The organism is Flavobacterium sp. (genome assembly GCF_013823965.1).
GTDB lineage: Bacteria > Bacteroidota > Bacteroidia > Flavobacteriales > Flavobacteriaceae > Flavobacterium.
On record NZ_PNNA01000016.1, the window covers coordinates 21,098 to 33,679 of the forward strand.

10 protein-coding genes are annotated in these 12,582 nt (G+C 36.3%); 7 read left to right on the forward strand and 3 right to left on the reverse strand.

The features are described 5' to 3' along the window. Positions 1 to 125 precede the first annotated feature (125 nt). Positions 126 to 515 carry a DUF1573 domain-containing protein gene (locus tag C0430_RS01885; RefSeq protein ID WP_290864897.1) on the forward strand — a complete coding sequence of 130 codons (390 nt, stop codon included), beginning with the start codon at positions 126 to 128 and terminating at the stop codon, positions 513 to 515. A gap of 43 nt (positions 516 to 558) precedes the next feature. Continuing rightward, the gene (locus tag C0430_RS01890) at positions 559 to 885 is read left to right on the forward strand and encodes a hypothetical protein (RefSeq protein ID WP_290864899.1); all 327 of its coding nucleotides are present in this window, start codon (positions 559 to 561) and stop codon (positions 883 to 885) included. Positions 886 to 943: 58 nt separating this feature from the next. Here the strand turns inward: C0430_RS01890 and C0430_RS01895 are convergent, their stop codons facing one another. Next, positions 944 to 2,275, reverse strand: a complete 1,332-nt coding sequence (locus C0430_RS01895; RefSeq protein ID WP_290864901.1) for an aspartyl protease family protein — start codon at positions 2,273 to 2,275, stop codon at positions 944 to 946. A 123-nt stretch (positions 2,276 to 2,398) separates the two neighbouring features. On the opposite strand from C0430_RS01895, the gene C0430_RS01900 reads away from it, so the two are divergent. The 5 genes from C0430_RS01900 (at position 2,399) to lgt (ending at position 7,275) form a co-directional block, all read left to right on the forward strand. Then, a complete protein-coding gene (locus C0430_RS01900) occupies positions 2,399 to 3,625 on the forward strand; it encodes a pyridoxal phosphate-dependent aminotransferase (RefSeq protein WP_290864903.1) in 1,227 nt (408 codons plus the stop codon). Positions 3,626 to 3,724: 99 nt separating this feature from the next. Beyond that, positions 3,725 to 4,396: a GTP cyclohydrolase I FolE gene (gene folE, locus C0430_RS01905; protein ID WP_290864905.1), complete on the forward strand. Its 672-nt coding sequence runs from the start codon at positions 3,725 to 3,727 to the stop codon at positions 4,394 to 4,396. Positions 4,397 to 4,458: 62 nt separating this feature from the next. Continuing rightward, the gene (cysS, locus tag C0430_RS01910) at positions 4,459 to 5,940 is read left to right on the forward strand and encodes a cysteine--tRNA ligase (protein WP_290864907.1); all 1,482 of its coding nucleotides are present in this window, start codon (positions 4,459 to 4,461) and stop codon (positions 5,938 to 5,940) included. Between the two features lie 25 nt (positions 5,941 to 5,965). Continuing rightward, entirely contained in the window at positions 5,966 to 6,214 is a 249-nt protein-coding gene (yidD, locus tag C0430_RS01915) for a membrane protein insertion efficiency factor YidD (protein ID WP_290864909.1), read from the forward strand. Between the two features lie 134 nt (positions 6,215 to 6,348). Further along, complete coding sequence (lgt, locus tag C0430_RS01920) at positions 6,349 to 7,275, forward strand: prolipoprotein diacylglyceryl transferase (protein ID WP_290864911.1); 927 nt, start codon at positions 6,349 to 6,351, stop codon at positions 7,273 to 7,275. Between the two features lie 79 nt (positions 7,276 to 7,354). Here lgt and C0430_RS01925 read toward each other — a convergent pair whose 3' ends face one another. Both C0430_RS01925 and secF read right to left on the reverse strand, forming a co-directional pair. Further along, positions 7,355 to 10,144: a T9SS type B sorting domain-containing protein gene (locus tag C0430_RS01925; protein WP_290864913.1), complete on the reverse strand. Its 2,790-nt coding sequence runs from the start codon at positions 10,142 to 10,144 to the stop codon at positions 7,355 to 7,357. Positions 10,145 to 10,344: 200 nt separating this feature from the next. Next, positions 10,345 to 12,582: protein translocase subunit SecF (secF, locus tag C0430_RS01930; RefSeq protein WP_290864915.1), on the reverse strand; the 2,238-nt coding region annotated here is incomplete at its 5' end.

The window sequence follows — 12,582 nt, forward strand, 5'->3', positions numbered from 1 at the left end:
TGATTTTTGTAATTGGAATTGGGAACAAAAGTAAATAATTAAGTACAGTATAAAAAGGGAAATAAATAATTGTCCGCTTAATTAAAAAAAGTATTTTTACTAAACTGAATTTAAACAAAAAGAAAATGAAAAATATAGCCACTCTAATAGCAATCGTATTGTTTAGTAGTTTTGGTTTTGCCCAATCTGGTCCAAAAATTGAATTTAAGGCGAAAGACAATACTATAGATTACGGAACCACCACCAAAAAGAAGGATAATGGTGTTCGCTCTTTTGAATTCACCAATACCGGTGATGCTCCATTGATTATTACCAATGTGCTTTCTACTTGCGGATGTACCGTTCCCACCAAACCGGAAGCACCAATTATGCCCGGAAAAACTGGAAAAATCGACATCAAATACAATATGGCTCCCGGTCCAATTAGAAAAACAATCACGGTTGAATCCAATGCCGTGAATGTTGAAAGCGGAAGAGTCGCCTTGAAAATTAAGGGCGAAGTGATTGCTGATTAATAAATGTCAAGGTAGCTTTTATCCAAAACAAATAAAATCTCTTATGAGAATCTTAAAAACTATTTGTCTATTAAGTTTACTTTCCTTTTTGTCGATTACGACAGGAAGCTGTACAAAAGACCCCGTCATAACTGACCAGACTTATATTTTTAAACAAGCCTATTGCGCCACCGTAACTGTTGGAGGCGTTGTTGGACTTGCTGAAAAATGTTATAAAATTGGAGACATAGTTTCAGGAAAAGAAATTACGAGCGGAAAATTGACCATCAGAATTGCCGAACATTCCACCTTAAACGACGGGCCACCAAGTAGTGCCAGTTATCAAGAGTTTTTGGATGTTCCTTTAAATTATTTAGAAGTTTTAAAATAATAATTTCACTATTTTTTGCATGACAAAGAGCTTCTTGATAATCAAGAAGCTCTTTGCTTTACAACACATTGAGCAACTGGAATTTAAATTTAAGAATATTGCTATCCCTATCAACTTCAATCGTGATCCATTTTTCTTCTTCAGATTTCAGGAGTGAATTGATTTTTTCCAACGAATATTTATAAGCCGGAATTTTGTTAATGCTAACCAAAACATCTCCTTTTTGTAGCCCGATTAAAGCTGCCGCAGAATTTTTCCTGACATTTACAATTATGTAAACAGGTTTTAACTCGAATTTATATTTAAAATTATTTCCGTTTTCGCTATTTTTAAAAGAAAGGTCATCTGATTTTATTATTGGAATGGTTTCCAAATGAACGGTTTCCTGAACCCACTGTAAACCGTAATGTTGCAGTTCAATACCACTTTTATTGTAACCGAAAGGAGCATAGAAACTCCTGTTCTTTTTTAAAAACATTTTTTTATTTGGGTAATCAAAAATAACGGAAAATCTTTTCAAAATTTCGGAACCCACAGAACCGGATCTATTTGTCACCATTGTTACGTGTCTGATAGAAATAGTGTCGGGGAAAGCAATAATGGGATTTTTAAATTCGAATTTTGACATTGTAAATTTTTCAATCAGTGCTCTTTTCCCCAAAACGTCTCCACTAAATCCTTTTCCGAGATAATCTTCAAAATTTTTCTCTGGCACATCTATCTTTTTCGACTCATTTTGAAAAAGCCAAACAGCATCACTATTACCAACGTCAATCAATAATTTTACTGGGATTACGGAAGAATTAATCACCACGCTACCTGTGACATACGGTTTCGCCCTCTCGATAGTAATGGGAACATGCTGGTATCTTTTTTCTATTTTATTTCTTGTTTTTGGGTTGTCTCTATGAACCGTGATTCTTCTTCGTTCGTAGTTGATTTCCACTAAATTACTTTTCAAAAAATTATATCCAATAATGCCGTTGACGGGAATTCCAATATGATAGGACAAATTAAAACTTTGATCCAAAACGATATACAACAAATGATTTGTAGATTTCAAGCCATTAATTTCCAATGTGTTGTTCCTGGATTTCAACCCCTCAATAGATTCTTCACTGCCCAAACCACGCAAAGTTATTTTTTCAACATTAAAAAAACTGACTTCCTTTTTATCTTCCATACTAAACAAGATAGTCTCTTCGACACCTGAATCCATCAAGAAATTCAACTCTACACCATTCACTTTTATGGGAATAAATATCAAATTATTGATAAACTTGAAAGGGATAACCACTTTGTCAACATTCTTTTCAAACAAAAATCCTTCTTGTCCCAGAACGGGCAAGACATAAAAGAAGAGAAAACCTAAAACAATTGTTTTTTTCATCAGAATTCTTTGCATAAAGTTAGCAAATAATTAACAAAAAACATCCATTTAACGTCAAATTAAGACTATTGACGCCATTAAATTCGAAAAAAAAATCGCAAATTTGCAGCAAATTTTACAATCATGCCTGAAATTTCAATCAGAGGTCGAAGAATGCCCGAATCACCAATTCGAAAATTGGCTCCTTATGCAGAAATAGCCAAAAAAAAAGGCCATAAAGTTTATCATTTAAACATAGGACAACCCGATATAAAAAGCCCTGAAGTTGCCATCGAAGCGATAAAAAATATTGACTTGGACATAATTGAATACGGTCCTTCGGCGGGTTATGAAAGTTACCGAAAAAAACTGGCGGATTTTTACACCAAACAAGATGTAAAAGTAGTTTATGAAGACATCATGATAACCACAGGTGGATCTGAGGCTCTTTTGTTTGCACTCGGCAGCATTATGGATCCCGGAGATGAAGTCATCATTCCTGAACCTTTTTATGCCAATTACAGCGCCTTTTCAGAAGAATCAAGTGCCAAGGTCGTACCCGTGATTTCTAATATTGAAAGCGGATTTACCCTACCAACCATTGAAGAATTTGAAAAAGCAATCACGCCAAAAAGCAAAGCAATTTTAATCTGTAATCCGAATAATCCAACAGGATATTTGTATTCGGAATCAGAAATTAATCAACTGGGAGAATTGGTAAAAAAACACGATTTATTTTTAATCGCTGATGAAGTATATCGTGAATTCATATACGACGTGAGAGACAAACATTTTTCCGTGATGAACTTAAAAGGTATCGAGCAAAATGTAATCATGATTGACTCGGTTTCCAAAAGATACAGTATGTGTGGCGCACGCATTGGTTGCATGGTGACTAAAAACAAAGAAGTTATTTCTGCTGCAATGAAATTTGCACAGGCTCGTTTATGCCCGCCAACTATTGAACAAATTGCCTGTGAAGCAGCAATAGACACCCCTCAAAGTTATTTTGACGAGGTGATTTCAGAATACAAAGAAAGAAGAGACACACTTATGTCTGAACTGAACAAGATAGAAGGTGTTGTTGTCACCACTCCAAAAGCTGCTTTTTATTGTATTGCCCAATTGCCAGTAGACAATACTGATGATTTTGCACAATGGCTGCTTGAAAGTTATGATTTGGATGGCGAAACCGTTATGGTCGCTCCAGCCGCAGGATTTTATTCAACTCCAAATGTTGGTCTAAACCAAGTTCGAATTGCTTACGTCTTGAAGAAAGAAGATTTAATCCGTTCCGTTCAAATTTTAAAAGCAGCAATCCAGACCTACAATTCCGAAAAACATCTTATTTTAAAGGGTGCTGCCAATTAAAATACCTAAAATTAATTATTAAAAGCCATAGAAATTCTTGGTATTTATTAATTATCTTTACCCCTTAAATTTATATACCCATTATAACAGCAACTTTTGATGATAAACAACGAAGAATTTCATGACGAAATAGGAAATAATCATATTAGTTTAAGCGCAAAAAATCCGGTAAGAGACGACGCTTTTAACATTACCGATGATCAAAAAATCGAAAAAATAAAAAAAGACGTCGAAAATATCCTGATTACACTTGGGATGGATTTGACGGATGACAGCTTAAAAGGAACTCCTAATCGTGTAGCCAAAATGTTTGTGAAAGAAATTTTTGGAGGATTAAATCCTGCCAAAAAACCAAGTGCTTCCACATTTGAAAACGGTTACAAATATGGCGAAATGTTGGTCGAAAAAAACATCACCTTATACTCAACCTGTGAACACCATTTGCTTCCCATAATAGGAAGAGCTCATGTGGCGTATATCTCAAAAGGAAGAGTCATTGGATTATCCAAAATAAATAGAATTGTTGAGTTTTATGCCAAAAGACCTCAGGTGCAAGAACGTTTGACCATGCAAATCGTGCAAGAACTTCAAATCGCCTTGGGAACTGAAGACGTTGCTTGCATCATAGATGCCAAACACCTTTGCGTGAATTCCAGAGGAATAAAAGACATCGAAAGCAGCACGGTTACTTCTGAATTTGGCGGACAATTCAAAAACGAACAAACTCGCAGAGAATTATTGGATTACATCAAATTAGACACAAAATTCTAGTTGTTGTTCAATTGATTTAAATCAAATAAAACTCAACAATAAACCACAAACATTAAACCACAATGCCATTATATAAAATCCAAACCCTAAAAATATACAATTCTCTATCGGGAGAAAAAGAAGTTTTCACGCCAATTCACGAAGGAAATGTGGGAATGTATGTTTGCGGACCAACGGTTTACAGCAATGTGCATCTTGGAAATGTGCGCACTTTCATGTCTTTTGACGTAATATTCAGGTATTTTTTACACTTGGGTTACAAAACTCGTTACGTTAGAAATATTACTGACGTAGGACATATTGTGGATGATGTGGATGATGGCGAAGACAAAATTGCAAAAAAAGCACGATTGGAACAGCTCGAACCAATGGAAGTGGTGCAACAATACACTGTTGATTTTCATGAAATTCTGAATTTATTCAACTTTTTGCCACCAAGCATCGAACCAACGGCAACGGGTCACATCATAGAACAAATTGAAATTGTCAAAAAAATTATGGACAGTGGATTGGCTTATGAAGTCAATGGTTCCGTATATTTTGACGTTGTAAAATACAACAAAACCAACAACTACGGTATTTTAAGCGGTCGAAACATTGATGATATGTTGGCCAATACTAGAGATTTAGACGGTCAAGGCGACAAGAAAAATGCACAGGATTTTGCCCTTTGGAAAAAAGCAGAACCGCAACATATCATGCGTTGGCCTTCACCTTGGAGCGATGGTTTCCCTGGTTGGCACTTGGAATGTACCGCCATGAGCACCAAATATTTGGGCAATCATTTTGACATTCACGGTGGCGGAATGGATTTGAAATTCCCGCATCACGAATGCGAAATTGCACAAAACCAAGCTTGTACGGGGCATACTCCAGTAAATTATTGGATGCACGCCAATATGCTGACGTTGAATGGCAAAAAAATGGCGAAATCTACCGGAAATAATATCTTGCCAAGAGAAATTCTAACTGGCGAAAACCCCAATTTAAGCAAGGCATTTTCACCAAGTGTCGCTCGCTTTTTTGTACTTCAAGCCCATTATAGAAGTAATCTTGACTTTACAAATGAAGCTATTCTTGCTGCCGAAAAAGGATTTTACAGACTAATGGAAGCTGTTGACGGATTGAATGAAATCAAGCCAAGCTCCACTTCAACTCTAGATATTGCTGGCTGGAAACAAAATTGTTATGATGCCATGAATGACGATTTCAACAGTCCGATTTTGATTGCACAACTATTTGAAGGCGTTCGTTTTATCAATTTATTAAAAGACAATTCGGCCACGCTTAACGCAGAAGATTTGAAAATTTTCACGAAAACAATGAACGCTTTTGTTTTTGACGTTTTAGGTTTAAAAGACGAGAAAGCAATTGGAAACAATAACGACAAGTTAGAAGGAGTTGTTCAAATGCTAATCAATATGCGAATGGAAGCCAGAGCAAACAAGGACTTTGCAATGTCGGATCAAATTCGAGATCAATTGATTGCTTTGGGTATTCAATTGAAAGACGGCAAAGAAGGCACAACATTTAGTGTTCAGTAATCAGGCTGAACACTCTTCATAAGATATGCTAAACAAAATCTTAATATATCCTTTTGTATTGCTCGTTAGATTCTATCAATCTGCCATATCTCCTTTTACTCCATCGGCTTGCAGGTTTGAACCTACTTGTTCGAGTTACATGATTGAAGCATTGCAAAAACACGGTTTGTTTTATGGCGGTTTATTAGGAATAAAAAGAATATTGAGTTGTCATCCTTGGGGGAAAACGGGTTACGATCCCGTGCCTCCAAAAAAATGCAACCACGACCATTAATCAATATTATTCGAATTATAAAGTTTTAACTCCAAGCACTAGAATTTGACCCTTTGTTAAAAAAGACATATTCTCTTATTAATTTCGGAAACTCAAAACAAAAAAATGTATTTTTACAATAAATATAAAAAATAATGGCACACGCTTTAAACATAGTTTGGAATCCATCGGAAGGTATCGATTTGGGTTTTTTTGTAATTCGATTTTACAGTTTAATGTTTGTAATCGCTTTTGGATTGGGCTGGTACATCATGAAAAAAATATTCGAACGTGAAAACGAATCTGTTGAAAAATTGGACACCTTGTTTATTTGGACAGTTTTAGCAACATTGATTGGAGCTAGACTTGGACATGTTTTGTTCTATGATTGGGAATATTATCGCAATAATTTATTGGAGATATTTTTGCCTTTTAGATTTTCTCCTCATTTTGAATTTACTGGTTTTCAAGGATTGGCAAGTCATGGCGCTGCAATTTCTATTATCCTCACCATGTATTTTTACAGCAAAAAAATATTGAAAAGACCCCAAATGTGGATTTTGGACAGAATAGTTGTTCCTGTATCTAGCGGGGCTATTTTTGTGAGATTAGGCAATTTTTTCAATTCTGAAATTGTTGGAAAAGAAACGGATTCAGCTTTTGGAATAAAATTTATTAGAGATTATTTCACTCCAAATGATGCCGTTAATGCTACCCAAATAGCCAATCCTAAAGAAGCTTATCATGCCATCGCCACTAATCCACAGTTTGCCGAGTTATTAGGTCAAGTTCCCTTGAAACATCCTGCACAATTATATGAAGCTTTCTGTTATATTTTTGTTTTTGCCCTCTTGTTTTTCTTGTATTGGAAAACTGATGCAAGAGAAAAATCAGGCTATTTATTTGGACTATTTTTTGTGCTTTTATGGAGCGTTCGCTTCATTGTGGAATATGTAAAAGAAAGTCAAGGTGGTTTTGAAAGTGCATTGGGCTTATTCTCGACAGGACAATGGCTTAGTATTCCATTCATACTGATAGGATTGTATTTTGTGTTTACTGCCGAAAAACCGGTCCATTTATAAATAAAAAAACATACGTAGCTTGAAAAGTGTTTCGCTACAGATTATGAAAAAAGCTTCCTGATTTGGAAGCTTTTTTAGTTTATCTTTTTAAAGAAAAATGTGATTTGAATTTTTTAGTAATGCCTTGTTCTATGTATTCAACAGTAAACCAATAATCAGTTGCCGGCATTGGATGTCCGGTATAATTCCCATCCCATCCAGGACCATTTGGGCTGATATCTTTCAAGAGTTTGCCATAACGATCAAATATATAAATCCTTGAATTTAACTGGTCTTTCAATCCTACAATATTCCAAGTATCGTTATAAGAATCTCCGTTTGGCGTGAAAAATTTTGGATAACCAATGACCAAAACGTTGTTATCTGTTATTGGTGTGCTACAATCATTTACATCTTTGACAGTAATGGAATGCATTCCTGAAGCCACATTCTCAAAAACAGGACTAATTTGAAATGGTCCAGAATCCATTTGATATAAATAATTTCCAGCATTTGTTGCTGTGATGGTAACTATTTGATTCTGGGTAAACGCTTCAGTAACTATCCAATTTACAGCCACTAAAGTATTCGATGGATTAACCGTGACATTGATTGTTTTTACGTTGGCACATTGTGGCGCATCTGGAGTAAAAACATAAGCACCGCTTGTAGCGTTATCAATACTTGACGGCAACCAAGTTCCTGTAATTCCATTTGGAGAAGAAGCGCTTAAATTTGGCGGAGTACTTCCGGAACAGATTGAAAAATCAACAAAATCAGGATCAACAAGTGGATTTACGACAACATTCAAAGTTTGGGTTGTGGCACATTCAGAGGCATTTGGAGTGAAAAGATAACTCCCGCTTGCTGTATTGCTAATTGTTGCAGGAGACCAAGTTCCAGTAACTCCATTTGGTGATGTTGTGCCTAAAATTGGCGCAATTGATCCTGAACAAATTGCTGGAATGGCAGCGAAATTAGTAATCACTCGAGGTGTTATTGTCACATTCAATGTCTGTGTGGTTGAACATTGACCTGCAGCTGGAGTAAAAGTATAACTTCCATTAACACTGTTATTGATTATTGTCGGAGACCAAGTCCCTATTATTCCATTAGGTGATGTAGTTGCTAAAACTGGGGCAGTTGATCCGGAACACAAAGCAGGAATTGCTGCAAAATTTGGAGCAACAATTGGATTTACATTTATAGTCAAAGTAGTTGTTGTGGCACATTGTCCTGCTGTTGGAGAGAACGTATATAAAGTAGTTGCTGTATTGTTCAAGGCTGGTGACCAAGTCCCCGAAATTCCATTAGTAGAAGTAGTAGGCAATGCCGACAATGCAGCACCAGAACAAATAGCAGGAACTACAGCAAAAATTGGCGTCACATTAGGATTCACAGTGATTGTCAAAGTAGTTGTCGTAGCACATTGACCTGCATTAGGCGTAAAAGTGTATAAAGTAGTGGCCATATTATTCAAAGCCGGTGACCAAGTGCCCGCAATTCCATTGGTGGAAGTGATAGGCAATGCCGACAATGCAGCACCAGAACAAATAGCGGAAACAGCTGCAAATAATGGTGTTACAATTGGATTTACCGTGATGGTCAAAGTAGCTGTATTGGCACATTGCCCTGCAGTTGGCGTAAAAGTATATAAAGTTGTCGCTGTATTATTCAAGGCAGGTGACCAAGAACCTGTAATTCCGTTGGTAGATGTGGTAGGCAATGGAGCAAGAACAGCACCTGAACAGATAGCAGGAACAGCAGTAAAGCTTGGTGTCAACACAGGATCAATTCTTATCGATATTGTTGTTGGTGTTGCTGAAGTACACTGGCCAGGATTTGGCGTGAAAGTATATGGAAAAGTTCCTAAAAGAGCCGTATTAACTACTGCTGGACTCCAAGTTCCAGTTATTGGAGTTACATTGTTAGAACTCGAAGGCAATGTTGGTGCCACAGCTCCTTGACAAACTACGGCAGGAATAGTTGTAAAAGCTGGTGTGACCAATGGATCAACTGTTACTACCAATGTCTGCGTTAAAGCACAAGGAAATAATATTGGATCTGGCGTAAAAACATAACTACCACTAGTAGTATTATTTATTAGTGCCGGAGACCAAGTTCCTGATATCCCATTTGGAGAAGTAGGTCCTAAAATAGGCGCGACGGTTCCTGTACAAAAAGGAGCAATTGGAGCAAAGTTAGGTGTTGTGTTAGTAATACATGGGACAGTACAAGTAATAGTTTGAGAGGGAACACAAGGGTGTGTAGCTGATGTTAACGTCAATGTAGCAGATTGTCCCGGCAGCATATTTGGAACTAACCAATGAGATGTTCCAGTCGTACCTGTAACCACGGGACCACCTTGAATAGAATAGCTGAAATTATAAGTGTTTGAAATTAAAGGATTATTTGCCCAATCAAAAAGAACAGAATTATTTATTGTTGCTGGTGGAGTATAATCAAGAGAGTATGTCGGAATTTGTGATGGGTCACACCTAAAAAGTAAAATAGTTGCTCCATTATCAGCTACGACATTAACAACAATTGGAGTTCGTGGGCTACTTTCAACACCGCCAATTGTTTCTGTAACATAATAAGTGGTTGAACCTACAATGGTCGTGTTTGGTGTAGGAGGAACTGCAGATGACGTACCTCCTATCGCATCTGTTCCATACCAATTTAAAACACCTCCTACAGAAGGTGTTGCCGTTAATGGTGTTGCACTACTATTTTGACATAGATAAATAGGTGTATTAACTATCGGTGATAATGGGGCGAGAGTTTCACTGGTACAACCACCAATACCGCTTTTAGCGAATGCATTTGAGCTCGATAAAATAGTAATCAAAAACAGAAAGCTGAACGACTTGATTAGTTTTTTCATCATTTTTGGTTTTTAGGTTGCAAAAAACTTGGGGGAATTTATAGCAATTTTTAGTAAATATATAAAATTTGATTATTCAACAAAAACTAATTCCAGAAATAATATCCAACTTAGAAAAAGTTGATTTACTATTACATGCTACATATCAAAAAAAAGACCCGAATATAATTCGAGTCTTTTCAGTGTTATAAGAACTAATATCGTTAAGAATTGTGTTCTTGTTCAATTTTTTTATGATCTGCTTCTGAAATTGTATCACATAAAACTGGCGTAGCAATAAACAAGGAAGAATAAGTTCCAACTACTATACCTACCAACATGGCGAAAATAAATCCACGGATAGACTCCCCACCAAAAACGAACATAATCAACAATACCAGAATCATGGTTAATGAAGTATTGATAGTTCTTGACATTGTACTATTAATGGACTGGTTAACAATGCTATTGAAATCTCCTTTGGCTTTTTTACCATCCAAAAATTCACGAACCCTGTCAAATACAATTACGGTATCATTCATTGAATAACCAATTACTGTAAGAATTGCAGCGATAAAATGCTGGTCAATTTCCATTCCAAAAGGCATAAATTTGTAACATAATGAATAAATACCCAACACAAAAATAACATCATGAGCCACGGCAGCTATCGCTCCCAAACTGTATTGCCATTTTCTGAAACTGATTACCAAGTACAAGCCTACAATAAGCATTGCCCCAAGAACCGCCCAATAAGCATTGGTTTTAATATCTTCGGCAACAGTAGGTCCTACTTTTGAAGCTTGCAGAATACCTAGTTTTTTTCCTTCGTAAGCGTTTACAAACTTGTCATAAGTTAATCCTGCAGAATAGTGTTGTTTCAAATTATCAAACAACAATTTATTTACTTCCTCATCGGCTTCACTTCCGTGTTCTTGTACTTTATATTTGGTAGTAATTTTTAATTGATTGTCTTTACCAAAAACTTTTACTTCGGCACTACCATCAAAAACTTTAACTAATTCTGCCTTTACCGTTTCAACTTCAACTGGTTTTTCGAAACGCACTTGAAAAGTTCTTCCTCCCACAAAATCTACTCCTTGATCAAGACCATTTGTAGCCAATGAAAAAATACTGACAACCGTAACGATAGCTGAAAATGCATAAGTCCATTTCTTTATTTTCAAGAAATCAAAATGAAAATCAGTAAAGAAATTTTTAGAAAATCCTGTTACAAATGATAGTTTGTTGTTTCTGCTTATACTCCAGTCAATAAAGATTCTTGCAATAAAAATTGATGTAAATAAAGAGGTAATAATACCAATTAACAAAGTAGTGGCAAAACCTTTTATTGGTCCTGAACCGAAAATAAATAATACGGCACCAGTTAATATATGGGTAACGTTAGCATCAACAATAGAACGCATTGCTCCTTTCCAACTGTATGAAGCATTTACAGCTTCTTCCAGCGTTTTACCGGAACGCAGTTCTTCTTTTGCCCTTTCATAGATGATGATATTGGCATCCACTGCAGTACCCATTGTCAAAACAATACCGGCAATACCAGGCAATGTAAGCACGGCTCCTAAACTGGCCAAAATTCCAAACAAGAACAATAAGTTGACTGCCAATGCCAAGTTTGCATACCAACCTGATTTTCCGTAATAAACCATCATCCAAAGTGATACCAAAAGCAATCCTAAAAGTGCTGAATTTGTACCGTTGTCAATAGCTTCTTGTCCCAAGGATGGTCCTACAACTTCTGATTGAATAATGTCTGCAGCAGCAGGAAGTTTACCGGCTCTTAAAACGTTAGCTAAATCTTTAGTTTCAGAAATGTCAAAAACTCCTGAAATTTCTGATCTTCCACCAGAAATTGGCCCACTGGAAACACCTGGTGCAGAATACACAACATTATCCAAAACAATGGCAATATTGCTTTTTTGAGTGTAAGCTCTTCCTGTTAATTCTTCCCACGCTTTTGCTCCTTGACCGTTCATTTGCATGGTAACCGACGGTTTCCCTGTTTGGTCAAATGAATCTTTGGCATCAGTAACTACGCCACCACCCATTGAGGCTACATTATCTCTATTTCCTTTTAAGGCATACAGTTCAACTGCATCAATATTTTTTCCTTTATTGTCTTTAAGCGTTGTAGGTTTTCCCCAAACAAATCTTGCATAACGTTGCTCTGGAGCCAATAAAACCCTGATGTCTGCTCTTCTTAAATAACCTCCAACTACGGCAGTGTCTTTTGGCGAAAACAAACCTAAAACTGGTCCACCACCTTGACCTATAATTTTATCAAGTATTGGGTTGTTGCCTTTTTTGGTAGTAGCTGAATCTTTTCCAGTGGTCAACAATGCGCTTAAAGAATCTTTTACTACAGTTTTTGTCTCTACTTTAGAGATTTCTGTTTTTTTCAATGACTCATTTGCAGCCATCAAGAAATTACCAATTTC

What these genes read in the sequence shown, in the direction of transcription:
- yidD (WP_290864909.1), top strand. Translation starts at nt 5,966, where the DNA reads ATGCTAAACAAAATCTTAATATATCCTTTTGTATTGCTCGTTAGATTC.
- C0430_RS01885 (WP_290864897.1), top strand. Translation starts at nt 126, where the DNA reads ATGAAAAATATAGCCACTCTAATAGCAATCGTATTGTTTAGTAGTTTT.
- C0430_RS01890 (WP_290864899.1), top strand. Translation starts at nt 559, where the DNA reads ATGAGAATCTTAAAAACTATTTGTCTATTAAGTTTACTTTCCTTTTTG.
- C0430_RS01900 (WP_290864903.1), top strand. Translation starts at nt 2,399, where the DNA reads ATGCCTGAAATTTCAATCAGAGGTCGAAGAATGCCCGAATCACCAATT.
- lgt (WP_290864911.1), top strand. Translation starts at nt 6,349, where the DNA reads ATGGCACACGCTTTAAACATAGTTTGGAATCCATCGGAAGGTATCGAT.
- cysS (WP_290864907.1), top strand. Translation starts at nt 4,459, where the DNA reads ATGCCATTATATAAAATCCAAACCCTAAAAATATACAATTCTCTATCG.
- C0430_RS01895 (WP_290864901.1), bottom strand. Translation starts at nt 2,275, where the DNA reads ATGAAAAAAACAATTGTTTTAGGTTTTCTCTTCTTTTATGTCTTGCCC.
- folE (WP_290864905.1), top strand. Translation starts at nt 3,725, where the DNA reads ATGATAAACAACGAAGAATTTCATGACGAAATAGGAAATAATCATATT.
- C0430_RS01925 (WP_290864913.1), bottom strand. Translation starts at nt 10,144, where the DNA reads ATGATGAAAAAACTAATCAAGTCGTTCAGCTTTCTGTTTTTGATTACT.